This window comes from Pseudomonas sp. C 49-2 (assembly GCF_003970195.1).
In the GTDB taxonomy this organism is placed as follows: Bacteria; Pseudomonadota; Gammaproteobacteria; order Pseudomonadales; family Pseudomonadaceae; genus Aquipseudomonas; species Aquipseudomonas canadensis.
Genome location: NZ_RXYG01000005.1, coordinates 262,871 through 288,176 on the forward strand (window position 1 = coordinate 262,871; position 25,306 = coordinate 288,176).

At 61.4% G+C, this 25,306-nt stretch carries 19 protein-coding genes and 1 pseudogene; 9 read left to right on the forward strand and 11 right to left on the reverse strand.

All coding sequences use genetic code 11. From position 1 onward, the window contains the following. Nucleotides 1-198: 198 nt before the first annotated feature. The 5 genes from EJ576_RS12385 (at nt 199) to EJ576_RS12405 (ending at nt 5,298) form a co-directional block, all read left to right on the forward strand. Nucleotides 199-951: an ABC transporter permease gene (locus EJ576_RS12385; RefSeq protein ID WP_371923940.1), complete on the forward strand. Its 753-nt coding sequence runs from the start codon at nt 199-201 to the stop codon at nt 949-951. 20 nt (nt 952-971) lie between these two features. Next, on the forward strand, nt 972-1,865 hold the full coding sequence (locus tag EJ576_RS12390) for a glycine betaine ABC transporter substrate-binding protein (RefSeq protein WP_122723710.1): 894 nt from the start codon (nt 972-974) through the stop codon (nt 1,863-1,865). 14 nt (nt 1,866-1,879) lie between these two features. After that, nucleotides 1,880-2,533 carry an ABC transporter permease gene (locus tag EJ576_RS12395; RefSeq protein WP_016971596.1) on the forward strand — a complete coding sequence of 218 codons (654 nt, stop codon included), beginning with the start codon at nt 1,880-1,882 and terminating at the stop codon, nt 2,531-2,533. Then, nucleotides 2,530-3,687 carry a betaine/proline/choline family ABC transporter ATP-binding protein gene (locus tag EJ576_RS12400; protein ID WP_126570438.1) on the forward strand — a complete coding sequence of 386 codons (1,158 nt, stop codon included), beginning with the start codon at nt 2,530-2,532 and terminating at the stop codon, nt 3,685-3,687. Before EJ576_RS12395 ends, EJ576_RS12400 begins: the two co-directional genes overlap by 4 nt. A gap of 447 nt (nt 3,688-4,134) precedes the next feature. Beyond that, nucleotides 4,135-5,298 carry a type III PLP-dependent enzyme gene (locus EJ576_RS12405; RefSeq protein ID WP_014716890.1) on the forward strand — a complete coding sequence of 388 codons (1,164 nt, stop codon included), beginning with the start codon at nt 4,135-4,137 and terminating at the stop codon, nt 5,296-5,298. Nucleotides 5,299-5,386: 88 nt separating this feature from the next. Here EJ576_RS12405 and EJ576_RS12410 read toward each other — a convergent pair whose 3' ends face one another. Both EJ576_RS12410 and EJ576_RS12415 read right to left on the reverse strand, forming a co-directional pair. Next, nucleotides 5,387-6,139, reverse strand: a complete 753-nt coding sequence (locus EJ576_RS12410) for a tetratricopeptide repeat protein (protein WP_126570439.1) — start codon at nt 6,137-6,139, stop codon at nt 5,387-5,389. A 1-nt stretch (nt 6,140) separates the two neighbouring features. Beyond that, on the reverse strand, nt 6,141-6,821 hold the full coding sequence (locus EJ576_RS12415; RefSeq protein WP_068936030.1) for a Fe2+-dependent dioxygenase: 681 nt from the start codon (nt 6,819-6,821) through the stop codon (nt 6,141-6,143). A gap of 205 nt (nt 6,822-7,026) precedes the next feature. On the opposite strand from EJ576_RS12415, the gene EJ576_RS12420 reads away from it, so the two are divergent. Then, nucleotides 7,027-9,312 carry a TonB-dependent siderophore receptor gene (locus EJ576_RS12420; protein ID WP_126570440.1) on the forward strand — a complete coding sequence of 762 codons (2,286 nt, stop codon included), beginning with the start codon at nt 7,027-7,029 and terminating at the stop codon, nt 9,310-9,312. Nucleotides 9,313-9,448: 136 nt separating this feature from the next. After that, nucleotides 9,449-11,974 carry a sulfite reductase flavoprotein subunit alpha gene (locus EJ576_RS12425; RefSeq protein ID WP_126570441.1) on the forward strand — a complete coding sequence of 842 codons (2,526 nt, stop codon included), beginning with the start codon at nt 9,449-9,451 and terminating at the stop codon, nt 11,972-11,974. Between the two features lie 100 nt (nt 11,975-12,074). Here the strand turns inward: EJ576_RS12425 and EJ576_RS12430 are convergent, their stop codons facing one another. The 4 genes from EJ576_RS12430 to ptsP are packed head-to-tail and all read right to left on the reverse strand — an operon-like array spanning nt 12,075 to nt 19,161. After that, on the reverse strand, nt 12,075-13,616 hold the full coding sequence (locus EJ576_RS12430; protein WP_126570442.1) for an alkaline phosphatase: 1,542 nt from the start codon (nt 13,614-13,616) through the stop codon (nt 12,075-12,077). A 44-nt stretch (nt 13,617-13,660) separates the two neighbouring features. Next, nucleotides 13,661-15,370 carry a PTS fructose-like transporter subunit IIB gene (locus EJ576_RS12435; protein WP_126570443.1) on the reverse strand — a complete coding sequence of 570 codons (1,710 nt, stop codon included), beginning with the start codon at nt 15,368-15,370 and terminating at the stop codon, nt 13,661-13,663. An 11-nt stretch (nt 15,371-15,381) separates the two neighbouring features. Then, nucleotides 15,382-16,302: a 1-phosphofructokinase gene (gene pfkB / locus EJ576_RS12440; RefSeq protein ID WP_126570444.1), complete on the reverse strand. Its 921-nt coding sequence runs from the start codon at nt 16,300-16,302 to the stop codon at nt 15,382-15,384. Then, nucleotides 16,303-19,161, reverse strand: coding sequence for a phosphoenolpyruvate--protein phosphotransferase (gene ptsP / locus EJ576_RS12445; RefSeq protein WP_126570445.1), 2,859 nt, complete (start codon nt 19,159-19,161; stop codon nt 16,303-16,305). Nucleotides 19,162-19,454: 293 nt separating this feature from the next. Between ptsP and cra the strand changes: the two genes are divergently transcribed. Together cra and EJ576_RS12455 are read left to right on the forward strand one after the other, a co-directional pair. After that, on the forward strand, nt 19,455-20,450 hold the full coding sequence (cra, locus tag EJ576_RS12450) for a catabolite repressor/activator (RefSeq protein ID WP_122723701.1): 996 nt from the start codon (nt 19,455-19,457) through the stop codon (nt 20,448-20,450). A gap of 2 nt (nt 20,451-20,452) precedes the next feature. Continuing rightward, entirely contained in the window at nt 20,453-21,229 is a 777-nt protein-coding gene (locus EJ576_RS12455; RefSeq protein WP_126570446.1) for a TatD family hydrolase, read from the forward strand. On the opposite strand, the gene EJ576_RS12460 is transcribed toward EJ576_RS12455, so the two are convergent. The 5 genes and pseudogenes from EJ576_RS12460 to ampD all read right to left on the reverse strand — a co-directional run bounded on the left by EJ576_RS12460 (nt 21,176) and on the right by ampD (nt 25,274). Continuing rightward, nucleotides 21,176-21,607, reverse strand: coding sequence for a hypothetical protein (locus EJ576_RS12460; RefSeq protein ID WP_122723699.1), 432 nt, complete (start codon nt 21,605-21,607; stop codon nt 21,176-21,178). The two genes, EJ576_RS12455 and EJ576_RS12460, sit on opposite strands and share 54 nt — an antisense overlap. 126 nt (nt 21,608-21,733) lie before the next feature. Further along, nucleotides 21,734-22,663 carry a methyl-accepting chemotaxis protein gene (locus tag EJ576_RS30225; protein WP_371923944.1) on the reverse strand — a complete coding sequence of 310 codons (930 nt, stop codon included), beginning with the start codon at nt 22,661-22,663 and terminating at the stop codon, nt 21,734-21,736. After that, nucleotides 22,640-23,731, reverse strand: a pseudogene (locus EJ576_RS30230) (methyl-accepting chemotaxis protein); the annotation flags it as partial. The gene EJ576_RS30225 and the pseudogene EJ576_RS30230, both read right to left, overlap by 24 nt. Nucleotides 23,732-23,877: 146 nt before the next feature. After that, nucleotides 23,878-24,714, reverse strand: a complete 837-nt coding sequence (gene ampE, locus EJ576_RS12470) for a regulatory signaling modulator protein AmpE (protein ID WP_028618802.1) — start codon at nt 24,712-24,714, stop codon at nt 23,878-23,880. After that, on the reverse strand, nt 24,711-25,274 hold the full coding sequence (gene ampD, locus EJ576_RS12475; protein WP_028618801.1) for a 1,6-anhydro-N-acetylmuramyl-L-alanine amidase AmpD: 564 nt from the start codon (nt 25,272-25,274) through the stop codon (nt 24,711-24,713). Before ampD ends, ampE begins: the two co-directional genes overlap by 4 nt. Nucleotides 25,275-25,306 lie beyond the last annotated feature (32 nt).

The following is a 25,306-nucleotide window of genomic DNA, read 5'->3' on the forward strand; positions in this document are numbered from 1 at the left end:
GCTGCCAAGTGTGGAACCTTTTAAAAGGTAGAGACGTCCACTCCCCTGCTGCCGCACTCGGAACAGGGGCTGATAAATCAGCAAGTTAGCCTGACGAGGCTGCGCTCATGGCTTGATCGCATACCGCGTTGCCGGTATCGGCGAGCTGCATTTCGCGACCACATTCGCCGACAGCCAGGAATGGCATGCCACGAAGGAATGTGTTCGCCGACAGAAGAAAAAAGGAGTCCGCCTGTGGCTATTCGCTATGGCAAAGGGCTGATAGGAGGAGCGGTTGTCGTCGCCCTCTTGGCCCTGCTGGTCCACTGGATCGGCATCAACACGATCGAACTGTACCGCGACGATTTGTTGTTTTACCTGCAAGCTCATCTGATCCTCGTTCTTGTCTCCATGCTGGCCGCCCTGATTGTGGGCATCCCCGCCGGTATCCTGCTCAGCCGACCGCACATGGTCGGGCGCGCAGAACGCTTCATGCAGATCTTCAACATCGGCAACACCGTCCCTCCCCTGGCCGTACTGGCCATCGCCCTCGGCGTCCTCGGCATTGGCAGTGGCCCGGCGATCTTCGCGCTGTTCCTCGCCTCGTTGCTGCCCATTGTGCGCAACACCTACGAAGGCCTCAAAAACGTTCAAGGCTCGCTGAAAGAAGCCGCCACCGGCATCGGTATGACGCCGCGCCAGGTGCTGTTTCGCGTGGAATTGCCCAACGCCGTGCCGATCATCATCGGCGGTGTGCGCGTGGCCCTGGCGATCAACGTGGGGACCGCGCCGCTGGCCTTCCTGATCGGCGCCAACAGCCTGGGCAGCCTGATCTTCCCCGGCATCGCCCTGAACAATCAGCCGCAATTGCTGCTTGGCGCCGCGTGCACCGCGTTGCTGGCATTGCTGCTCGACGGTCTGGTGACCATGGCCAGCCGCCTCTGGCTGGAACGCGGGTTGCGTCCGTCTTAAGGCTTGGCAAAGGAAATCACATGAAAAGACTGACCCTGATATTGAGCTGCGTCCTGCTATTTGCAGGTATTGCGCAAGCTGCCGAAAAACCGGTGATCCGCATCGGCGCCCGGGTGTTCACCGAACAGACCCTGCTGGCCGAAATCACGTCCCAGTACCTGCGCACCAAGGGCTATGACGCCCGTGTGACCGGCGGCCTGGGCAGCAACCTGGCGCGCAGTGCCCAGGAAAGCGGGCAACTGGACCTGATCTGGGAATACACCGGCGTGTCGCTGGTGGCCTACAACCATGTCGACGAAAAGCTCGACAGCGAACAGTCCTACGCACGGGTAAAAGAACTCGACGCGAAAAAAGGTCTGGTCTGGCTCTCGCCGTCGCGTTTCAGCAACACCTACGCCCTGGCGCTGCCCGAGAATGTGGCCAAGGAGTTCCCGCAGATCAACAGCATCAGCGACCTCACCCAAGCGCTGGCAGAGAAAACCAAAGGCACGCGCCTGGTGGCCCTGGACACCGAGTTCGCCAACCGTTCCGACGGCATGGGCGGCATGGTCAAGCTGTATGACATGAACCTCACGCGCAAAAACACCCGGCAGATGGACGCCGGCCTGGTCTACACCGCCCTGCGTAACGGCCAAGTATTTGCCGGTCTGGTCTACACCACCGACGGTCGCCTGAACGCCTTCAAATTGAAGTTGCTGGAAGACGACAAGCACTATTTCCCGGACTACACCGCCGCCCCCGTGGTGCGTCAGGTGTATCTCGACGCTCACCCGGAACTGGCCGCTGACCTCAAGCCATTGGCCGATCTGTTCGACGACGAAACCATGCGCCAGTTGAACGCGCGGGTCGACGTCGACCATGAAAGCCCCTCCGCGGTTGCCGCCGACTTCCTGCGCCAACATCCGATCAATTAATAAGAGGAGAAGACATGGAATTCCTGAACGCCTTTTCCCATCTTGATTGGGCCCAAGTCCTACACCTGACCGGACAGCACATCACCCTGGTCGGTATCGCCGTGATCCTCGCGATCCTGATCGGTGTGCCCCTGGGCATCCTGATGACGCGCTTCCCGACGCTCGCCGGTCCGCTGCAAGCGAGCGCCACGGTGCTGCTGACCGTACCGTCCATCGCCCTGTTCGGCCTGCTGTTGCCGTTCTACTCCAAGTTCGGCCAGGGCCTGGGGCCAATGCCGGCGATCACCGCCGTGTTCCTCTACTCCCTGCTGCCGATCATGCGTAACACCTACCTCGCCCTCACCGGCGTGGAACCGGGTATTCGCGAAGCCGCACGCGGCATCGGCATGACCTTCGGCCAGCGCCTGCGCATGGTCGAGTTACCCATCGCCGTGCCGGTGATCCTCGCCGGTGTGCGCACCGCCGTGGTGATGAATATCGGTGTCATGACCATCGCCGCCACCATCGGTGCCGGTGGCCTGGGTGTACTTATTCTGGCTTCCATCAGCCGCAGCGACATGTCGATGCTGATCGTTGGCGCCGTGCTGGTCAGTCTCCTGGCCATCTTCGCCGACCTGCTCTTGCAATGGCTGCAACGCTCGCTGACTCCAAAAGGATTGCTCAAATGATCGAACTTCAAAACCTGTCCAAGACCTTCCAAAGCAACGGCAAGACTGTCACCGCCGTGAACGATGTAAGCCTGACCGTCAATGAAGGCGAGATTTGCGTATTCCTCGGCCCATCCGGTTGCGGCAAAAGCACCACGCTGAAGATGATCAACCGCCTGATCAAGCCCACTTCGGGCAAGATCCTGATCAATGGCGAAGACACCACCGACCTCGACGAAGTGACCCTGCGTCGCAACATCGGTTATGTGATCCAGCAGATCGGCCTGTTCCCCAACATGACCATCGAGGAAAACATCGTGGTGGTGCCCAAGCTGCTCGGCTGGGACAAGCAAAAATGCCACGACCGCGCCCGCGAGTTGATGAGCATGATCAAGCTGGAACCCAAGCAGTACTTGCATCGCTACCCGCGTGAATTGTCGGGTGGCCAGCAACAGCGGATCGGCGTGATCCGAGCTCTGGCAGCCGACGCGCCGTTGCTGCTGATGGATGAACCGTTCGGCGCAGTCGACCCGATCAACCGCGAGATGATCCAGAACGAATTCTTCGAGATGCAGCGCGCGCTGAACAAGACCGTGATCATGGTCAGCCATGACATCGACGAGGCGATCAAGCTGGGCGACAAGATCGCGATTTTCCGCGCCGGCAAGCTGTTGCAGATCGACCATCCGGACACGCTGCTGGCGCACCCGGCCGACGAGTTCGTCAGCAACTTCGTGGGCCAGGACAGCACCCTCAAGCGCCTGCTGCTGGTGAAGGCCGAAGACGCGGCGGACAACGCCCCGTCGGTGAGCCCTGAAACGCCGGTGGCCGATGCCCTGGAACTGATGGACGAAACCGACCGCCGCTACGTGGTGGTCACTTGTGCCGAGAACAAGGCGCTGGGGTATGTACGACGTCGCGACCTGCACCGTCAGACCGGCACCTGCGGCCAGTATCTGCGCCAGTTCAACGCCACGGCGGCGTACGACGAGCATTTGCGCATCCTGCTGTCGCGCATGTACGAGTTCAACCGGTCGTGGTTGCCGGTGATGGATGCGGAGCGGGTATTCCTCGGGGAAGTGACCCAGGAGTCGATTGCCGAGTACCTGAGCTCTGGTAAGTCGCGTGGGGGCAAGACCAGCATCGTCTCGCCTGCCGAGACGGCCCTGGCCTGATAAACCGCCATCGCCGGCAAGCCGGCTCCTACAGTTGCCATGTATTTTCCTGATGGAATGCATTCCCTGTGGGAGCCGGGCTTGCCCGCGATCCAGGCACCACAAATCCCATCGATTTGCCCCCTCCGGGGAACATCATTCCGTCACACCTGTCGGTTACATAAGTAGCTGCACGGGTTCGCGCGACGAACGCGTGCAAAAACGCGACATTTTTAGTTGATCTCAAGCCCCTCACGCCCTAAAGTTCGCGCCGAACGTCCATGCTGGAAACGATCCATCCGGCTCAAGTACTGACGACGAGACAGCAAGGCCAAGGGAAGCGGTAATTCCCATGGCCTTTTTGCTTTCGGCGACATGCCTTGGGAAGTAGGCGAACCAAAGTGGGGATACGGAGGACGTTCAGTTGCACCCATTGATTTCTACAGTTTGCCCTTAGGAGTTCCCAGCATGTCGATCAACGTCGAAGATTATTTCGCGCGCGCCACTTTTGACAAAATGAAGGCGTTCGCCGACAAGCAAGAAACCCCGTTCGTGGTGATCGACACCGCGATGATCAGCCAGGCCTACGATGACCTGCGCGCCGGTTTCGAATTCGCCAAGGTCTATTACGCGGTCAAGGCCAACCCGGCTGTCGAGATCATCGACCTGCTCAAGGACAAAGGCTCGAGCTTCGACATCGCCTCGATCTACGAGCTGGACAAAGTGATGGACCGTGGCGTCAGCGCCGACCGTATCAGCTACGGCAACACCATCAAGAAATCCAAGGACATCCGCTACTTCTACGAGAAGGGCGTGCGCCTGTTCTCCACCGACTCCGAAGCCGACCTGCGCAACATCGCCAAGGCCGCGCCGGGCTCGAAAGTGTATGTACGTATTCTCACCGAAGGCTCGACCACGGCTGACTGGCCTTTGTCGCGCAAATTCGGCTGCCAGACCGACATGGCCATGGACCTGCTGATCCTCGCCCGTGACCTGGGCCTGGTGCCGTACGGCATCTCGTTCCACGTGGGTTCGCAACAGCGTGACATCAGCGTGTGGGACGCAGCGATCGCCAAGGTCAAAGTGATCTTCGAGCGCCTGAAGGAAGAAGACGGCATCCACCTCAAGCTGATCAACATGGGTGGCGGCTTCCCGGCCAACTACATCACCCGCACCAACAGCCTGGAAACCTACGCTGAAGAAATCATCCGCTTCCTCAAGGAAGATTTCGGCGACGACCTGCCGGAAATCATCCTGGAGCCGGGCCGTTCGTTGATTGCCAACGCCGGTATCCTGGTCAGCGAAGTGGTGCTGGTGGCGCGTAAATCCCGTACCGCCGTCGAGCGTTGGGTGTACACGGATGTGGGCAAGTTCTCCGGCCTGATCGAAACCATGGACGAAGCCATCAAGTTCCCGATCTGGACCGAGAAGAAAGGCGAGATGGAAGAAGTGGTCATCGCCGGCCCGACCTGCGACAGCGCCGACATCATGTACGAGAACTACAAGTACGGCCTGCCGCTGAACCTGGCGATTGGTGATCGTCTGTACTGGTTGTCGACCGGTGCCTACACCACCAGTTACAGCGCGGTTGAGTTCAATGGCTTTCCGCCACTGAAATCCTTCTACGTCTGATCATCCCGCCCGGGAACGATCAACCTTTGTAGGAGCCGGCTTGCCGGCGATGGCGTCCTTAAGATCGCCATCGCCGGCAAGCCGGCTCCTACGGGTTTAGGTGCATAGCGCGACCTTTGTATATTTCGGCCATCGCGCGGATTTGCGCATTGTCAGACGCCTCCAACGCCTTCTGCGCCGTGCGCAGAAACTTCAAATTCCCGCCCGCCAACGCCTCTCGCAACCACTCCAGCGCCGCTTCGATTTGACCTCTGTCAGCCAACACCGCCGCATAGCTGAACTGCCCGCGAAAATCCCCGGCTTCGGCGGAGCGTCGATACCATTCCACGGCGGCATCCAAATCTCTTGGGCAGCATTGTCCGTCTTCCAGATAACGCCCCAACAGGTTCATCGACTTGGCATGGCCTTGTTCCGCAGCCTGGCGATATAGGCTCAGGGCTTGCGGTTGGTCCTCGGTAACACCGCGCCCGGTCGCCAGCAGATTGGCGTAGTTGTATTGCGCCCAATCCAAACCGGCCTCGGCGGCCAAACGGTATTCTCGCGCCGCTGCCGCTTCATCCGCCGCACAACCCCAACCATGCTCCAAACAGCGACCGGCCATATTGCGCGCCATCAAGTGCCCGCCCTGCGCCGCAATCTGGAACCAGCGCAGCGCCAAGGCTTCATCGCGCTCAATGCCACGCCCTTCCAGCAGGATTTGGCCGAGCAGCGCCTGGGCATCCACCACGCCTGCCTTGGCCGCGATCAGGATGGCCTGGGCTGCACGCACCGGGGAGTCGTCGAGCATGGATTGGAGTTGTTCGACGTTGAGTACTTCTTCACGACGTAACAAAAAACCCATGTCAGACCTCGACCCAGCGGCGCAACAGGTTGTGGTAGGTGCCGGTGAGCTGGATCAGCGCGGGGTGGTCGGGCACGTCTGCGCTCAGTTGCTGGATCGCGCCGTCCATTTCGAACAGCAGGGTGCGCTGGCTGTCTTCGCGCACCAGGCTTTGGGTCCAGAAGAACGAGGCGTAGCGTGCGCCGCGAGTCACGGCGTTGACTTTGTGCAAGCTGGAACCGGGGTACAGCACCATGTCGCCGGCCGGTAACTTCACGCGCTGCAGGCCGAAGGTGTCCTGGATTTCCAGTTCGCCGCCGTCGTATTCATCGGGGTCGCTGAAAAACACGGTGGATGACAAATCAGTGCGCACGCGCTCGTGGCTGCCTTTGGGCTGGCGTACGGCGTTGTCGATGTGAAAATCGAAACTGCCGCCAGCGGTGTAGCAGTTGAGCAACGGCGGAAAGACCTTGTGCGGTAACGCCGCCGACATAAACAGCGGGTTCTGCCACAAACGCTCGAGCATCGCCGCGCCGATTTCCTTGGCCAGCGGGTGGCCTTCGGGCAATTGCAGGTTGTGTTTGGCCTTGGCGGACTGGTGCCCGGCGGTGATTTTACCGTCGGCCCAATCGGCAGTTTCCAGGGCTTGGCGGATGCGCTGCACTTCCTCACGAGAGAACAGGCCGGGGATGTGCAGCAGCATGGGCAATACCTGAATTCGGAGAGATGCCAATGGTATTGATTCTTATCCGCCCTGTAAAACGCAGCGGACGTTTGAGTTCGTAAAAACCGTAAGCAAAAAGTGTAAAGAATGTAAATTCAGTGCAATTAGCAATGTATCGCAATTGATAGAAATACTTGTTAACACTATATTCCGCGGCCTCACATCCTTGGGGAAAGGACACGTCATGTCGCGCACCACTACAAAAATACCTGCCAGTTCACCACGCATCCTGGCTTCGGCCATCGGCGTTGCCCTCAGCGCCAGCTCTGTCGCCCATCTGGCGCAGGCTGCCGAAGACACTGAGCAAAAAGGCCAGCGCAACAGCATCTCCCTCGGCGCCACCAGCATTACTGGCGAAGAACAGGACAACACCTCCTACCAGGTCGAAAAAGCCTCGTCGCAGAAATACACAGCGCCGCTGGTCGACACGCCGCGCTCGGTCACCGTGGTGCCGCAACAAGTGCTCAAGGACACCGCCGCCACCTCGCTACAGGATGCCTTGCGTACCGTGCCGGGCATTACCTTTGGTGCCGGCGAAGGCGGCAACCCCCAGGGCGACCGTCCGTTCATCCGTGGTTTTGACGCCCAAGGCGACACCTACCTGGACGGCGTGCGCGACACGGGCGGCCAGAGCCGCGAGATCTTTGACATCGAGTCGATCGAAGTCAGCAAAGGCCCGAACTCTTCGTTCGGCGGTCGTGGCTCTGCCGGTGGCAGCCTCAACCTGGTGAGCAAGACCCCACAAGCGCGGGACTTCACCAACGGCGGCTTCACCTACGGTTCCGATCAGACTCGCCGCTATGTACTCGACGTGAACCGTCAGTTCCTCGACGACAGCGCCGCGTTCCGCCTGAACCTGATGAGCCACGAACAGAACGTGGCCGGTCGCGATGCAGTGAATTACGACCGCTGGGGTGTCGCCCCGTCGCTGACGTTTGGCCTGGGCACCCCGACCCGCGTCAACCTCAGCTACTACCACCTGGAAAGCAACGACCTGCCGGACTCCGGGATTCCCTACGGTTACGGCTCGTCGACCGCGACGGCCCACGTGCATGACAAACCCAACGACGGCGGCGACAGCAACAACTTCTACGGCCTCAAGGATCGCGACTTCCGCAAGACCCGCGCCGATATCAGCACGTTCTCCATCGAGCACGACCTGAACGACACCATGACGCTTAAAAACACCCTGCGTCACGGCAGCACCGGGCAGGATTACATCCTGACGCAGCCGGACGACAGCAAATTCAACGTCAACCGGTTCGGCACCGTGTGGCGTCGCGCCAACAGCCGGGTCTCGACCACAACCACTACCACCAACCAGACGGACCTGTTCGGCAGCTTCCAGGCCCTGGGCTTCAAGCACAGCTACTCCACCGGCCTGGAATTCACCGGTGAAGAAACCCGCGTCAGCAGCTACACCATCAGCCCCAACGCCAACCCGATCTGCACCGTGGCCAAAGGCAGCCTGGGCGGCCAGTGCACCTCCCTGAGCAACCCGAACCCGGATGACGCCTGGACCGGCAGCATCGCGCGCAACTATTACGGCACCACCACCAAGGCCACCAGCCGTGGCGCCTATGTGTTCGACACCATTGAGCTGGACCCGAAATGGTTGCTGAACGTCGGCCTGCGCTACGACACCTTCGACACCGTTGCCAACACCGATTCCGCGACCGGCCGCAGCAAAATCAAAGAAGACAGCCAATTCTTCAACTGGCAGGCCGGCCTGGTCTGGAAGCCGGTCGAAAACGCCAGCATCTATGCGTCCTATGCCACGTCGGCGACGCCAGCCGGCGGCCTGGTCGGTGAAGGGTCGGACGGCAACCCACTGTCAGCCGGTGCCGCCACCAGCGACCTGCAGCCGGAAGAAACCGTCAACTACGAACTGGGCACCAAGTGGGATCTGTTCCACGATCGCCTATCCCTGACCGCTGCGGTGTTCCGTACCGAGAAGAAAAACACGCGCATCCTGGTCGATGCCCTGACCTATCAGAACGCCGGTGAGTCCCAAGTCGACGGCGTGGAATTGTCGGCCAGCGGCAAGATCACCGACCAATGGCAGGTGTTCGCCGGCTACAGCTACCTCGACAGCGAGTTGGTCAAATCCGGCCTGAACGGTCGCAACGGCGTGGTCAGCTCGGGTTCGAGCAAAGGCAATCAAATGCCCAACACGCCGAAGAACACCTTCAGCCTGTGGACCACCTACGACGTCACCTCCAAGCTCACCATCGGTGGCGGCGCGTTCTACGTCGACCAGGTTTATGGCGATGCGGGCAACACCGTTTATGTACCGTCCTATACCCGTTACGACGCCATGGCCAGTTACAAGCTGACCAAGAACGTCGACTTGCAATTGAACGTGCAAAACCTGACGGACAAGCTGTATTACGACAAAGCCTTCTCGACACACTTCGCCAACCAGGCGGCCGGTCGCACGGTGCTGTTGACCACCAGCTTCCACTTCTAAGCAGCAACACCACGCAGCAAAAAGCCCCACGCATCGGATGCGTGGGGCTTTTGCGTGTCAAACAGAATGTTTCTCGACAAGCCACGGCATAATGCGCGCCGTGCCCTACATATCCGGATAGACGAGGCGGTCAGACGTGTTGAAGAAAACCCTGTTCCAGTTGCACTGGTTCTTCGGCATTACCGCCGGGCTGGTGCTGGCCTTGATGGGGATCACCGGGGCTGCGGTCTCGTTTCAGGATGAAATACTGCGGGCGCTCAACCCCAGCGTACTGACCGTGGAAAAACGCGAAGCCGGCGTCCTGCCGCCCGCCGAGCTGGTGCGCAAGCTGGAAGCCACCGAAGGCCAGACCGTGGCCATGCTGTTCGTGGAGAGCGAGAGCGGCAACGCCGCCCGCGTGTTCTTCACCCCGCCACCCGGTGAACGCCGTGGGCAGTTGCGCTATTTCGACCCCTACACCGGCGACTACATGGGCGACGTGGTCGGCCAGGAAGTTTTCGGCTTCCTGCTGCAATTTCACCGTTTCCTGGTGATGGGCGATACCGGGCGCAATATCACCGGCGCCTGCACACTGATCCTGGTGTTCTTCTGCCTGTCCGGTATGTACCTGCGCTGGCCGCGCCAAGTGGCGAGCTGGCGTGCCTGGCTGACCCTGGACTGGCGCAAAAAGGGCCGGGCCTTCAACTGGGACCTGCACTCGGTATTCGGCACCTGGTGCCTGCTGGCCTATCTGCTGTCGGCGCTGACCGGGCTGTATTGGTCCTACGACTGGTACAGCCAGGGCCTGACCAAACTGCTGTCCGACGCCCCACAGAATGAACGGGTGCGCAAACGCGGCCCGGCCCCCGAAGGCCCGGCGCCCGTAGCCAATTACGATGCGATCTGGAGCAGCATCTACAGCAACGCCGGCCCAGGCTTGAGTGCTTACAACATCCGCATGCCGGCCGTCGCCGGGCAACCGGCCACCGTCTACTACCTGCTGGACGATTCGCCCCATGACCGCGCGCTAAACCAGATCAACCTGGACCCCGCGACCGGCGAGGTGAAATCCCATGACCGCTACGCCAGCAAGACCTTCGGCTCGCAACTGCTGACCAGCGTCTACGCGCTGCACACCGGCAGTTACTTCGGCCTGGCGGGACGGATCATCCTCACGCTCAGCTCGGTGCTGATGCCGCTGTTCTTCATCACCGGCTGGCTGCTTTACCTGGACCGTCGTCGCAAGAAACGCCAGGTGCGTGATGCGCGTAAAGGCCTCTCGGCCAACGCCAGCGATGCGCCAGCCTGGTTGATCGGCTTCGCCAGCCAGAGCGGTTTTGCCGAGCAGCTTGCCTGGCAAACAGCAGGCCAATTGCAGGCGGCTGGTTTGCCGGTGAAGGTGCAGTCCCTGGGCAGCGTCAGCCAGGAGGATCTGCGCCAGTCGGAAAATGCGCTGTTCGTGGTCAGCACCTTCGGCGACGGCGAAGCCCCCGACAGTGCCCGCGGTTTCGAGCGCAGTGTGCTCGGCCAAGACCTGTCCCTAAAGGGTTTGAACTACTCGGTCCTGGCCCTGGGCGACCGTCAATACGAACACTTCTGCGGCTTTGCGCGCCGCCTGCACTTCTGGTTGACCAACCAGGGCGGCAACGCACTGTTTGCCCCGGTGGAAGTCGACAGCGGCGACACCACCGCCCTGCTGCACTGGCAACAACAACTGGGCCAGCTGACCGGCCACGCCCCGGCGGCCGCTTGGCCGACCGCCCAGTACGAAAACTGGACGCTGAGCCAACGCTCCCTGCTTAACCGCGACAGCGCGGGCTCGGATGTTTATTTGCTGGGCCTCACCTCGCCTTCACCACAAAGCTGGCAGGCCGGCGACCTGGTGGAAGTATTGCCGCGCAACTGCCCCTGGGCCATCGAGCACTTCCTCGAAGGCCTGGGCCTGGCCGGCAGTGACGGCGTGCTGATCGACGGCATGGCGCACACCCTCGATCAAGCCCTGGCCACTCGCCAATTGCCAACGCATCGCGCCCACCTGGTCGGCCTGCATGCCCAGGCGCTGGTGGACGCGCTGGTACCGCTGGGCATGCGCGAATACTCCATAGCCTCGATTGCCAGCGATGGCGTACTCGAATTGATCGTGCGCCAGGAACGCCACCCCGACGGTAGCCTGGGTCTCGGTTCAGGCTGGCTCACCGAACATGCCGCCCTCGGCTCAAGCATCAGCCTGCGCCTGCGCCGCAACAGTGGTTTCCATCTACCAAACGTACCCGTGCCACTGATCCTGCTGGGCAACGGCACCGGCCTGGCCGGCCTGCGCAGCTTGCTCAAGGCGCGCATTGCCGATGGCCAGCAGCGCAACTGGCTGCTGTTCGGTGAACGCAATATCAAGCATGACTTCCTCTGTCAGGACGAGCTGCAAGGCTGGCTGGCCAGTGGTGACCTGGCGTTGCTGGACCTGGCGTTTTCCCGCGACCAGGAGGAAAAAATCTACGTGCAGGATCGTCTGCGTGAATCGGCCGAGGTGCTGCGTAGATGGCTAAGCGACGGCGCGGCGATTTATGTGTGCGGGAGCTTGCAAGGGATGGCGGCTGGGGTGGACCAGGCGTTGGTGGACATACTTGGCAGTGAGGCGGTGGAACGTCTGATCGAGCAAGGTCGCTATCGCCGGGACGTCTACTGACTGGCAACTGTGGGAGCTGGCTTGCCTGCGATGACTGTAGTGAACTCACCACCGCTATCGCAGGCAAGCCAGCTCCCACAGTTTTTGATTGCGTTCCAAGTCAGGCTGGTTGGAGTTTTTGTTCAAAGACCGACACGCCATCCAGGTCCCGCAGAGTAACGGCCAACTCCGCCGTCTGCGCATCAATGTTCACCTCGCCAAAAAACTGAAACCCGGCAAACGGCGACGTGTTCTGCGCCGGCGGAGCCTTCTCGAACACCACCTCAGGCCCAAAGGTCTTATCCAACGGATTAGGCCCGAAACTCCCCGCATTCAACGGCCCGGCGACAAACTCCCAGAACGGCTCGAAATCCTGGAACGCCGCGCGATCCGGGTGATAGTGGTGCGCGGCGCAGTAGTGCACATCTGCCGTCAGCCACACGTGGTTGCGCACCTTCTGCGCCCTTAAAAAGCCCAGCAGTTCGGCAATTTCCAGCTCACGCCCTTGCGGTGCACCTGGGTCATTGTTGGCAATCGCTTCCCAACGCGGTACGCCAGGGCTCACTTCACCATCGGGTACACCCAGGCCAATCGGCATGTCAGCCGCGATGACTTTCCACTGCGCCTGCGAACCTTTGAGCTCACGCTTGAGCCAGTCCAATTGCTCGCGACCGAGGAAGGGTTTTTCACCGCCTAGGTTGTCATCGTTCGGTCCGCGATAGCTACGCATGTCCAGCACGAACACATCCAGCAGCGGACCATAACTGAGCTTGCGATAAATCCGCCCGCCGCTATCGGCGCTTTGCCGGCGCATGGGGGAGTACTCCAGCCAAGCCTGGCGCGCACGGCCCACCAAGGTGTTGATGTCCTTTGTCTGGTAACGCTCGTCCAGTTGCTTGCTCGGCGACCAGTTGTTCACCACTTCGTGGTCGTCCCATTGCCAGATCTGCGGCACTTCGGCGTTGAAGCGACGGACGTTTTCATCCATCAGGTTGTAGCGGTAATTGCCGCGATACTCATCCAGGGTTTCGGCAACCTTGCTCTTGGCTTCGGTGGTGATGTTGCGCCAGATGCGCCCGTTTTCGACCGTAAGCTGTGCCGGCACCGGACCGTCGGCGTAAATGGTGTCGCCGCTGTGGATAAAGAAATCCGGCAAGCGCAGGCGCATGGCTTCATAGATACGCATGCCGCCAATGTCCGGGTTGATGCCGAAGCCCTGGCCGACGGTGTCGCCGCTCCACACAAAACGGATATCGCGGCGCTGTTGCGGCACGCTGCGCAGGTGGCCGAACCAGGGTTCGCTGGCGATGCCGGTCTGAGCATCTTCGAAGTGCACGCGGTAGAAAATCGCCTGATCGGTGGGCAGCCCAGTGAGCTCGACGCGGGCGGTGAAGTCGGTGCGATTGTCGGCCAGGGGCGAGATGAACCGGCGCGGGTTGCTGAAGACGCTGCGGGTGTCCCACTCCACCACCATGCGGGCCGGGCGGTCGCTGCGGCTCCAGATCATGGCGCGATCACCGAGCAGGTCGCCGGACTGCACGCCGTCGGTGAGTTGCGGCCGGTCCTTGACCGAGGCGATCACCGCCGGGGCCAGGCCCGGCAATAACAGGCCGGCGCCGACGGCTTGCATCACGCGGCGGCGGCCAAGATCGAAGTGGCTCATGCTGGTGCCCTCTTGAGTATCAAAAGGGCCACTTAAGCATGGGGTTATGACACCGGTGCGACAGTCAACTCGACAGCTTCCGGACGTTTGATCAGCGCATACACCAGGCCGGTCAGCAAGCTACCGGCAACAATCGCCAGCAGGTACAGCAGCGCATGGTTCATCGCATTCGGAATGACCAGCACCGCCAGTCCGCCATGGGGCGCCGCGAGTTTGCAACCAAAGTACATCGACAGTGCGCCAGCCAACGCGCCACCGGCGATACTGGCAGGGATCACGCGCAGCGGGTCTTTGGCCGCGAAGGGAATGGCGCCCTCGGAGATAAACACCATGCCGAGAATGATCGCCGCCTTGCCGGCCTCACGCTCCGTCTGGGCAAACTTGCGGCGTGCCAGGAAGGTGGCGATGCCCATGCCGATGGGCGGCACCATGCCCGCCGCCATCACCGCGGCTATCGGCGCGCCACTGTGCTCGGCAAGCATGCCGACGGAAAACGCATAGGCCGCCTTGTTGATCGGCCCACCGAGGTCGACGCACATCATGCCGCCCAGCAGCACACCCAGCAGCACGGCGTTGGTCGTGCCCATATTGTTGAGGAATCCCGTCAGGCTCACCAGCATGCGCGCCACCGGCGGCCCGACCAGATAGATCATCGCCAGGCCGGTGAACAGGCTCGCCAGCAATGGAATGATCAGGATCGGTTTGAGCGCATCCAGGCTTTGCGGCAATTTGACCGCGCGGGTGATCAGCTTGACGCAGTAACCGGCCAGGAAACCGGCGAATATCCCGCCAATGAAGCCTGCACCCAGGGTCGTCGCCAGCAACCCACCGATCATACCGGGGGCCAGAGCGGGACGATCGGCAATGGAGTAGGCGATGTAGCCTGCCAGCAGCGGCACCATCAACATGAAGGCCTGGTTACCCACTGTTTTCAACGCGGCAGCAAGGGTGCCTTGCTCTTCAAACGCCGTGATGCCGAACATATAGGACAAGGCAATCAACAACCCGCCCGCCACCACCATCGGCAACATGAACGACACACCGGTCAACAGGTGTTTGTACACGCAGGTCTTTTCTTGCTTGGCCACGGCACCGCTGGCCGCGCTTTCCACCGCACCTTCTACAAGGGCCTTGTTGAGGATGGCTTCGGGTTGCTTGAGGGCAATGCCGGTGCCGCAGCGGTAAATCTTTTTGCCGGCAAAGCGCTCGGTGGCGACTTCGATATCCGCCGCCAACAACACCACGTCGGCGTCGGCGATAGCCTGCGGGCTCAAGGGCGTGCGCGCACCGACCGAGCCTTGGGTCTCGACCTGCAAGTCGTAGCCCAGCCGCTTGGCCGTCTGCTGCAAGGCTTCGGCGGCCATAAAGGTGTGTGCCACGCCGGTTGGGCAAGCGGTGATGGCAACGATACGCGGTGCATTCTTGGCCGCCTGCTGCGTAGCAATGTACACCTGGGCTTCTTCGGCACCGCGGCGCAACACCGCGTCGACATCCGCCAGCGCCTGGGCCGGCGTGCTCTGGAACACGCGCTTGCCGACAAATCGCTGCATAGCCACCGGGGTGCTGCTGACCAGCAACACCCATTCGGCGTCGTCGATCGTGGCTTGGGACAACTGGCGTTCCGGGCGCTGCACATCCACCACTTCAACGCTGGTGCTCCAGCCCTGGCGCTGTGCGGCGGCGTCCAACAAGCGGGCGCACAGCACACTGGTGACCATGCCGTTCGGGCAGGCGGTAACAATGGCTAACTTCATCACAAACCCTCTTATTGTTCTGTCAGCGCGCGCACTTGGACGCCGCTTTCGAGGCGCGCCAACTGCGCGTGATCGCTGATGCCGAAACCGATCTGCGTCACCGCCATCGCGGCAATCGCCGTGGCTCGGCGCAAGGTTTGCTCCGGCGTATCACCCGTGAGCAGACCGTGGAGCATCCCGGCCAGTAGCGAGTCGCCGGCGCCGACGGTGCTGGCGACCGCGACCTTGGGCGGTGTGGCGTGCAGCGATGCGCCTGGGCTGTACCAGCTCACGCCGGCGGCACCGTCGGAAACCACCACGTGTTCCACACCTTGTTGATGCAATTGGCTGATGGCATCCGGGGCATTACCCAGTGCATCGGCCAGTTCTTCGGTATTGGGTTTGACCAGCCACGGCCCAGCTTTCAAACCGGCGCGCAGCGCTTCGCCGCTGGTGTCCAGGGCGACTTTCAAGCCCAGGCCCTTGATTTTCTCCAGCAAACCCTGGAACCACTGAGGGCTGATACCACGCGGCAAGCTGCCAGCCACCACCACCGCATCGACTTCAGGGCCGACGATGGCGATGAGTTTGAGCAGTGCGTTCTGCGCCTCTTCACTCACCAACGGCCCAGGCGCATTGATGTCGGTGACCCGGCCATCCTGCTCGGCAATCTTGATATTGCTGCGTGTTTCACCCGGCACGCGAATGAATGCATTGCCAAATCCACGGAGGGCAATCAGCGCGTCGAACGCCTGGGGGTTTTCTTCACCGAGAAACCCGCCCACGCTCACCTGATGGCCCAGATCGGCCAGCACCTGCGCCACATTCACACCCTTGCCGGCGGCATGGGTCAGCAGGGTTTCGCTGCGATTGACTTCACCCGGTTCCAGGCGCGCCAGGCGTACCGTCAGGTCCAACGCCGGGTTCAGCGTCAGGGTCAGAATCCTTGCCATCTACACGGCCTCCACTAGGGCTCGCACTTCGGCGGGCGAGCCCACCGCCAGTGCTTGTTGCGCCAGGCCCTGGGCCTCGCTCAGACTGAATTCGCGCACGCGCGCCTTCACTTCGGGAATGCTGCGAGCCGACACGCTCAGCTCATCAACGCCCAGGCCGATCAGCACCGGCACGGCCAACGGGTCCGCTGCCAGCTCGCCGCACACGCCGACCCATTTGCCATGGGCATGGGCGGCGCGCACGGTGATGTCGATCAGTTGCAGCACCGCCGGGTGCAGGCCATCGGCCTGGGCCGACAGGGTCGGGTGGCCACGGTCGATGGCCAGGGTGTACTGGGTCAGGTCGTTGGTGCCGACGCTGAAAAAGTCGACTTCCTTGGCCAAGACCGGCGCGAGCAATGCCGCCGACGGCACTTCGATCATGATCCCCAGTTGCAAGTCCGCCACCGGGATTTCCAGGCGCAGACGCTCGGTCATGTCGCGGGCGGCACGCCATTCGTCAACACTGCCGACCATGGGGAACATGATGCGCAGCGGGCGATTGTCCGCCGAACGCAGCAGCGCCCGCAGTTGCGCTTCCATGATCTGTGGGCGCTGCAAGGTGAGACGAATGCCGCGCACACCAAGGAATGGGTTTTCCTCTTGGGCGATCGGCCAGTACGGCAGCGGTTTGTCGCCGCCCACATCGAGGGTGCGCACCACCAGCGGACGACCGGCGAGGCCATCGAGGACGCGGCGGTATTCGGCTTCCTGGGTGGCCTCGTCCGGCGCTTGCGGGTGGGCCATGAAAATCAGTTCGGTGCGCAGCAAGCCAATGCCTTCGGCGCCCTGCTCCACCGCGCTGGCAACCCCGGCGCTTTCGCCGATGTTGGCGAACACTTCCACGGCATGCCCGTCGCGGGTCAGGGCCGGTTCATGGCGCTGCGCCGAGGCGGCTTGCAAGCGTTGTTCGCGGGTGTCGCGCTCGACCGTTGCGCGCTGCAGGGTAGCGGCGTCGGCGTCCACATGCAGGCGGCCGCGCTGGCCATCCAGCAACAACGGCGTACCGGCGGCCAGCAGCAACACCGTCGGACCGGCACCGACCAATGCCGGAATACCCAGCGCACGGGCGACAATGGCGCTGTGGGCCGTCGCGCCGCCACGGGCGGTAAGGATGCCGGCGACGCGCGCCGGGTCCAGCCGGGCCACATCGGACGGACCGACTTCGTCCATCACCAAAATGTAAGGTTCGCTCGGCTCCTGGGCGGTTTCGACGCCACACAGTTGCGCCAGCACGCGGCGACCAATGTCACGCAGGTCGGCGGCACGTTCGGCGAGCAAAGCATCCTGCAACGACTCCTGCTGCTTGGCGGCCGCCTCGATCACACTCATCCACGCCGCTTCAGCGCTTTCGCCTTGCTTGAGGCGGGTGTCGACTTCGTCGGTGAGTTCCGGGTCGTCGAGCATTTCCTGGTGGGTGATGAAAATCTCGCGGATCGCCTTGGACGGGTTGCGTTCGATCAGGCCTTGGATATCACGACGCACATCACCCAAGGCGCTGTGCAGGCGCTGGCGCTCGATGGCCGAGGATTCGCCACGCAGTGGGTAATCGAAGACCTGCTGGACCTGGATGTGCGCTGGGCCGATGGCAATGCCCGGCGCGGCGGCGATGGCCTGGATCTGGCTGCCGGCCAAGGGTGCGCTGAGCACTGGCTCGACATCGACGACTTCAGGCTGGATATTCACCGTCGGCAGCGGCTCGACCTCTTCACCCAGGCCTTCTTCCACCGCCGCCAACAGCGCGGGCAACGCGTCGCCGGCAATGGTCGGCTCGGCGACAAACTCCAGCACCTGGCCGCGACGCGCACCGAGGCTCAGCAGTTTGCTCAGGCTTTTCACCGACACGGCGCCGACCGGGCCATCGACGATGCGCACACGGAGGTCGCCCTCAAAACTTTTCGCCAACTGCGCAAGGATCTTCGCCGGGCGCGCATGCAGGCCGTGGGCGTTGGCCAGGGTGATGCGCGCAGTGGGCCAATCTGGAGGCAACTCACCGCCGAGCACTTCAAGCACGGCGCGGCTGCTGGTGGCGCGGCCGAGTTCCTGGCCGCGACCTTCGATCAGCAAGGCACATAGGCGTTCGAGCAACGTCTGGTGGGCTTCGCCCAGGCTGGCCAGGCAGAACAGGCCGTTGAGCGGCTGACCGAGGTAACGCATGGGTTTGTCCGGGGTGACAAACGCCAGCCCAGGGCGCTTGACGGTCTGCTCGCTGTGCAACCACCACAGGCCATCGCCCAGGGGCAGCGCATCCACCTGCTGCAACACCGCGGCGAAACCATTGCTCACACAATCGGCCTGACGTAACAGGCGTGCGCCGCGCCATACCAGCTCTTCGAAATCGTCGGCGGACACGCCCAGGCTGATCATCTGCGCATCCAGCGCCAGTTCCTGCGGCGCACCTTGCAGCAGTTTCAACAGCGCTTCGGCGCTGCCGGCACGGCGCAGGGCCTGGCCCAGGTCGGTTTCGCCGAGGGCGCGGGTGAGCAGTTGCAACAGGCGCAGATGTTCGTCGGATTTGGCGGCGATGCCGATAGCCAGGTACACGATCTGGCCGTCGCCCCAGTCCACCCCTTCGGGGAACTGCAGCAGGCGCACACCGGTGGAGAACACCTGGTCACGGGTTTCGGGGGTGCCGTGGGGGATGGCGATACCTTGGCCAAGGAAGGTCGAGCCTTGGGCTTCACGGGCTTGCAAACCGCTGAGGTAACCCTCGGCGACCAGGCCGTCGGCCACCAGTTTTTCAGCGAGCAGGTGCAAGGCAGCAGATTTGTCCACGGCCACCTGGCCCATGGAAATCTGCTCTACAGTGAGCTCAAGCATGCCGTTCTCCTAGTTAGTGCGGTGGCGCACTAGGTATTGTTTTAAACAAACAGTGTAAAGGGTGTTCAAGAATTACTGACTGAGCAGTCAATTGGCAGTAGCCACTCCGTCGCGAACGTCGTAAAAATACGCTGGCTGAAACGTTTAATCTAGATCTTATGGAAGACTACGCGTTAATTGCGCATCCTTGAAGAACCACTCGGCGCTTGAGCCAGGACATTGGTCGTGTACAGGAATCGGTTACGATTGGAGAAAATGTCGGGGCAAGCTCCAGAAAACAAGGAAATCCCGGTTTGAAACTCAGTGATATCGCGCGTCTTGCCGGTGTGTCCGTGACCACCGCCAGCTACGTCATCAATGGCAAGGCTGAACAGCAACGCATCAGCAGTGCCACCGTCGAACGGGTGCGTGCCGTGGTCGAAGCCCATGGCTTTACCCCCAACCCCCAGGCCGCCGGGCTGCGCAGTCGGCACACGCGCACCTTGGGCTTTATCCTGCCCGACCTGGAAAACCCCAGCTATGCGCGCATCGCCAAGCTCCTGGAGCAAGGCGCACGGGCACGCGGTTATCAACTGCTGATCGCCAGCTCCGACGATGACGCCGACAGCGAACGCCAACTGCTGCAACTGTTCCGCGCCCGTCGTTGTGATGCGTTGTTTGTCGCCAGCTGCTTACCGGCGAGCGATGACAGTTACCGCGAGTTGCAGGCCAAGGGGCTGCCAGTGATCGCTATCGACCGGGTGATGGGCGCAGATCATTTCTGCTCGGTGGTCAGCGACGACCGCCAGGCGTGCCAGCAATTGACCAGCAGCCTGTTGCAACCCCTGCCCAAGCAGATCGTGCTGATCGGCGCTCGGCCCGAGCTAAGCATCAGCCAGGAACGTGCCGCCGGTTTCCGCGAGGCGCTGCACGGGTTCACCGGCGAAGTGATCGTCGAACACGGCGAAGCCTTCAGTCGCGACTGTGGCCGACAGTTGATGGAGCAACTTCTGCAGCAACTGGGGCATTTGCCTGACGCACTGGTGACTACGTCCTACGTGCTGCTGCAAGGCGTGTTCGACGCACTGCATGATTTCCCGCTCAAGTCACGGCCGCTGCGCTTGGGCACCTTTGGCGATACCCAGTTGCTGGATTTCCTGCCGCTGCCGGTCAACGCCATGGCCCAGCAACATCAACTGATCGCCGAGACCGCGCTGCGCCTGGCCCTGGCCGCGGTAGAAGACGAACAGTACCAACCCGGCGTGCATGCCATCGGCCGGACGTTCAAGCAACGCATTCGCGAGGCTTGAGCGTGGAGCTGATCGACACCCACACCCATTTGGACTTCCCGGATTTCGACAGCGATCGCCGGGAAGTCCTCGCCCACAGCCGAGCCTTGGGCGTGCAACGCATGGTGGTGTTGGGGGTGTATCAGCAGAATTGGCAGCGGTTATGGGATCTGGTGCAAGCGGATGAAGGCTTGTTCGCTGCCTTTGGCCTGCATCCGGTGTACCTCGATGACCATCGCCCCGCCGACCTGACGGAACTGGGCGACTGGCTGACTCGCCTGCACGGCCACCGGCAACTGTGCGCCGTGGGCGAAATCGGCCTGGATTACTTCCTCGAACAACTGGACCGCGAACGCCAGCAGAGCCTGTTTGAAGCGCAGCTGAAACTGGCGGTGGACTTCCAATTGCCGGCGTTGCTGCACGTGCGTCGCAGCCACGCCGCCGCCATCGCGACCCTCAAGCGCATTCGCCTGCCCCGTGGCGGCATCATCCATGCGTTCGCCGGTAGCCGCGAAGAAGCCCGTGAATACATCAAGCTCGGCTTCAAACTGGGATTGGGCGGCGCCGCCACCTGGCCTCAGGCCTTGCGCATGCACAAGGTGATCGCCCACCTGCCGTTGGATGCGGTAGTGCTGGAAACCGACTCACCGGATATGGCGCCCGCCATGTATCCCGGCCAACGCAACAGCCCCGAACACCTGCCGGCTATCTGCACAGCGCTTGCCGAACTGATGGATACCAGCCCTCTATTGCTGGCTGAGGCGAGCACACGCAATGCGTGCGAGCTGTTCAATTGGTAGCGCGGGCGTGACCAACTGCAGATTCAACGTCATGCGCTGGCGGTAACGGGTGTATCGCAACACCAGGAAATGCACGAGCAACACCACCAGCGAGATGTTGAATTGGCCGATCACACTCATCAGCCCCACCCACTCTGCCACCAGTGCCACGATCATTACCGTGCAGGTCAACACCACCATGCTCGGAGGCACCAGTGCCCAATGATCCAGAGACCTGAATTGACGCAACTGGCGAGGGCAGTTCAACTGCAAGATCCACTGACAGTAAGGACAATCGAACGGTTCTTCGATGGCGATGGCATTCAGTTGCCAAGGCTTGAGATTAAAAGTGATATCACAGTGAGCGCAGTGCCCCTTGATGCCGATTACAGCGTTCATCGCTGTGCCTCCTTAGGACATTAAATCGAATGAAACAATTTTCACTCATTCAAACCCCCTGAAAAGAGACGCAGCGATATCAGGACAAGCACCACGCCAGCAAACGACAAATCCTACATTCCGAACTCACACACGAAACGCACCGATCAACTGTTTCAGCTCAATCACCTGCAGCGACAACTGTCGACTCGCCGCTTCGGTCTGATGCGCGCCTTCGGCGGCATGTTCACCAGCTCGATTGATTGCAACGATGTTCTGGTCGATATCGTGGGCGACGGCGGTTTGTTGCTCCACCGCGGCGGCAATCTGCTGATTCTGATCGACGATCATCCCAACGGCACCGAGGATATTTTCCAGGGCTTGCTGGACTTTTTCCGACTGTTCCACGGTGCCACTGGCCATTTCATGGCTGCTGCCCATGGCCTTCACGGCCGCCGCTACGCCGCTGTGCAAGCGGCTGATCATCTGTTCGATTTCTTCGGTGGAATGCTGGGTGCGTCGCGCCAGGGTGCGCACCTCATCGGCCACCACCGCAAACCCACGCCCTTGCTCGCCGGCGCGCGCGGCTTCGATGGCTGCGTTAAGGGCCAGCAGGTTGGTTTGCTCGGCAATGCTTTTGATCACTTCCAGCACGCTGCTGATGGACTGGCTGTCGGTGGCCAGTTGGTTGATCACCCGCACCGACTGATCGATTTCCGTGGCGAGCCGCGCAATGCTGCCCTGCTGAGACTGCACCAGGCCACGGCCGCTGACGGTTTCGGCGTTCACGCTGTGGGCACTGCTGACCGCCGCTGCCGCGCTTCGCGCGACCTCCTGGGCGGTGGACGACATCTGGTTCATCGCGGTCGCGACCTGCTCGATCTGCGTACGTTGCCCGGAAACCGCCTGATTGCTCCGGGCCGAGACCGTCTCCACCTGCCCGGCCTGCAACTCGACCTGGCTGACGGTGTGTCCGACGCGCTCGATCAAATCATGGATCTTCGCCACGGTGCCGTTGAACACCTGGCCCAGGTCACCCAGCTCATCACGGCTATGCGCAACAAAGGTGACGGTCATGTCACCGGCCGCGACCTTATCCATCATCGCGCCCAGACGGCTTAACGTGGTACGCGTTGAGGCGTAGAAGCCTGCATACAAGTAGAAAATCAACAGGAACACCACGCTCAGGGCCACGACCAACACCACCATGTGCGTGCGGTTCTGTGCCAGGCGTTGTTCCAACTGCTGTCCGAGAAAGGTCAGCGTGGCGTCATCCAACTGATAGGTCTGGGCCATCAACCGGCTGACCCCGTCGTAGAAATCCTGCCAGGGCGCGTCGAGGGTTTCGGCCATCACCACCTGTTCTTCGAATAACTCGCTGCCTTGCTTGAGGCTGGCGTTGCTGGTGTTGGCCAGGCTGTCGAGGGCCGCGTGCGCGGCTTTGCTGGCGCCCAGGGCATCCTGCAACTTCAGGCCATATTCGGCCTGGAGTTTTTCCAATTGCTGCAACAGTTCGTCAAAGCGTGTGCTGGACGACGAATTGAGAAAGCCTTGGCCCAGAGAATAAGCGCCCATTGCCCGGCCTTCGCCCAATGTCTGGGTGACCTGCGGGGTCACGCTGGTGATCAGCTCACTAAGTTGGCGCAGATCGCTTTGCGAATCGCGGCTTAAGCCGGATTGGCTGGCGATGATCTGGCTGAGCATCTGAGCCTTGTTGAGCAATTTGCCGATCAGCGCACTTTTGCTCAGCAGCGACGTTTCCTGCTGCTGGGCCTTGAAGGCGGCGATCAACTCGTCGCGCTTGGCGTCAAACGCGGCAATTTGCTCGGGCTCGGTCGTCATGGCGTTGAGGCTTTGCAGGCGACTCAACACGCTTTGCTCCAAGGCGCTGATCTTGCCCTCAAGGTCGCCCGCCTTACCGGACTGGCCTAGCGTGGCGTTGATCTGCACCTGGTTGTTGAGGGTTTCCAGATCACGGCGCAGGGCCAGGCTGCTCCCAAGCAAGTCGAGGCTTTGCAGCTCCACGCGTGTGCCCTGGAATTCACGCCACGAATCACGCACCAGGTAATAGTCGGTCGCCAGCATCGGCAGCAGGAACAACACGCTGATCAAGCTGAACTTCATGCCGAAGCTCAGGCGATTCATCAGCGCGACGGCGGGATAGAGCAAGCTCTTCACAGGTGAACTCCCTTTCTTTTATTTTTATTGAGGCGCAGGGCGGCAGTTAGCCAGCATCTGTATAGCTCAATTTGAAAGGGAGTTTTGTAACTTAAGGTTAATGAGTTGAGGCGTTAGGGCAGCACCGTCCAGATCGCAAACCCGGCATACCACAGCACCGCTGCGCGCAGCAGCAGTTCCCACAGCCGGTCCAGGCTGTTGATACCATCGGGACCGACCGCCGGTGGCGGGATTTCCGCGGCAACCAGGCCGACTTTCTCCACCAGTTGGGCAGCGCTGATGTCCCAACTCAGCAGTTCGTGCAGCATCACACGGCCAACGGCGACGAAGTTGCCCACCAGGGCAAAACTGGCCGCCAGCAGACGCACCGGAAGCCAGTCAAATGCGTGGCGCAGTTGCCCGGCCCGCTCAGCCACCAAAGGGTTCTTGCTATGTTCACTGGCCAGTGCGAGCAGGCGATAAGCCAGCGCGGCAACCGGGCCCAACAGGAAGTACCAGAAAATCACCGCGAAAAAGCTCTGGTAGGCCTGCCACAACAGATGGCCCTGGACGCGTTCGAGCAGTTGTTCGCCACTGTCGGCGCTCAGGTTCAGGTCACGCTCGGCCACATGCTCGGCGGCTTGCAGATCGCCACGTCGCCAGGCATCGCGGAAGGGGCCGAGTCCGGCGAGCAGATCACCACGGCCCAGGCTGTAGATCACCACCAGCAGGTGCACCGGCAGTGCCAACAGCCCGTAAGCCACCGGCTCCAACACCAGCAGCAGCAACGCCAGCAATGCCACCGGCAACAACACCAGCAATGCCAGGATCAGCCAGGGTTGCTTGCCCATGCGCGGGCTCGATTCCAGCTTGGCCAGTTCACGCAGCCAACCGCCATCACGCTGCAACCGCTGGCGCAGGGCCGAGAACTTCTCGATCCATACGGCCAACACCAACACCAGGAAACTCATCGTGCGTGTCCTCCATCCTGCAGGGCGCTGCGAAAGCGCGTCCAATCAAAAGCCGGGCCGGGATCGGTCTTGCGACCCGGAGCGATATCGCTGTGACCACAAATACGCTGGGGCGTAATGCCGGGGTAAGCCACCAGCAACTGGCGGGTCAGATCGATCAATGACACATATTGAGCGTCAGTGAACGGCTGGTCATCCGTACCTTCAAGCTCCACCCCCAGGGAAAAGTCATTGCAGGTTTCCCGACCCTCGAATTGCGAGATCCCGGCATGCCAGGCCCGGTCGAGACAGGACACAAACTGCGTCACCGCACCATCGCGCTCAATCAGAAAATGCGCAGACACCCGTAGGTCAGCGATCCCTGCAAAGTAGGGATGTTCCGTGACATCCAAGCGGTTCTGGAAAAATTCCTGCACTTTTCCGGTGGCGAACTGCGCCGGTGGCAAGCTGATGTTATGCACCACCAACAGTGAGATTTCGCCTGCGGGGCGCTCGTTGAAGTTGGGCGAAGGGCAATGACGAATGCCCTTGCACCAACCGCTGATGGGGTCCAACTGCATACCGGTTCCTTGAACGAGACAACGTATGACCA

What these genes read in the sequence shown, in the direction of transcription:
- EJ576_RS12385 (WP_371923940.1), top strand. Translation starts at nt 199, where the DNA reads ATGTGTTCGCCGACAGAAGAAAAAAGGAGTCCGCCTGTGGCTATTCGC.
- EJ576_RS12390 (WP_122723710.1), top strand. Translation starts at nt 972, where the DNA reads ATGAAAAGACTGACCCTGATATTGAGCTGCGTCCTGCTATTTGCAGGT.
- EJ576_RS12395 (WP_016971596.1), top strand. Translation starts at nt 1,880, where the DNA reads ATGGAATTCCTGAACGCCTTTTCCCATCTTGATTGGGCCCAAGTCCTA.
- EJ576_RS12400 (WP_126570438.1), top strand. Translation starts at nt 2,530, where the DNA reads ATGATCGAACTTCAAAACCTGTCCAAGACCTTCCAAAGCAACGGCAAG.
- EJ576_RS12405 (WP_014716890.1), top strand. Translation starts at nt 4,135, where the DNA reads ATGTCGATCAACGTCGAAGATTATTTCGCGCGCGCCACTTTTGACAAA.
- EJ576_RS12410 (WP_126570439.1), bottom strand. Translation starts at nt 6,139, where the DNA reads ATGGGTTTTTTGTTACGTCGTGAAGAAGTACTCAACGTCGAACAACTC.
- EJ576_RS12415 (WP_068936030.1), bottom strand. Translation starts at nt 6,821, where the DNA reads ATGCTGCTGCACATCCCCGGCCTGTTCTCTCGTGAGGAAGTGCAGCGC.
- EJ576_RS12420 (WP_126570440.1), top strand. Translation starts at nt 7,027, where the DNA reads ATGTCGCGCACCACTACAAAAATACCTGCCAGTTCACCACGCATCCTG.
- EJ576_RS12430 (WP_126570442.1), bottom strand. Translation starts at nt 13,616, where the DNA reads ATGAGCCACTTCGATCTTGGCCGCCGCCGCGTGATGCAAGCCGTCGGC.
- EJ576_RS12435 (WP_126570443.1), bottom strand. Translation starts at nt 15,370, where the DNA reads ATGAAGTTAGCCATTGTTACCGCCTGCCCGAACGGCATGGTCACCAGT.
- pfkB (WP_126570444.1), bottom strand. Translation starts at nt 16,302, where the DNA reads ATGGCAAGGATTCTGACCCTGACGCTGAACCCGGCGTTGGACCTGACG.
- ptsP (WP_126570445.1), bottom strand. Translation starts at nt 19,161, where the DNA reads ATGCTTGAGCTCACTGTAGAGCAGATTTCCATGGGCCAGGTGGCCGTG.
- EJ576_RS12460 (WP_122723699.1), bottom strand. Translation starts at nt 21,607, where the DNA reads ATGAACGCTGTAATCGGCATCAAGGGGCACTGCGCTCACTGTGATATC.
- EJ576_RS30225 (WP_371923944.1), bottom strand. Translation starts at nt 22,663, where the DNA reads ATGACCGTCACCTTTGTTGCGCATAGCCGTGATGAGCTGGGTGACCTG.
- ampE (WP_028618802.1), bottom strand. Translation starts at nt 24,714, where the DNA reads ATGAGTTTCCTGGTGTTGGTGTTGGCCGTATGGATCGAGAAGTTCTCG.
- ampD (WP_028618801.1), bottom strand. Translation starts at nt 25,274, where the DNA reads ATGCAGTTGGACCCCATCAGCGGTTGGTGCAAGGGCATTCGTCATTGC.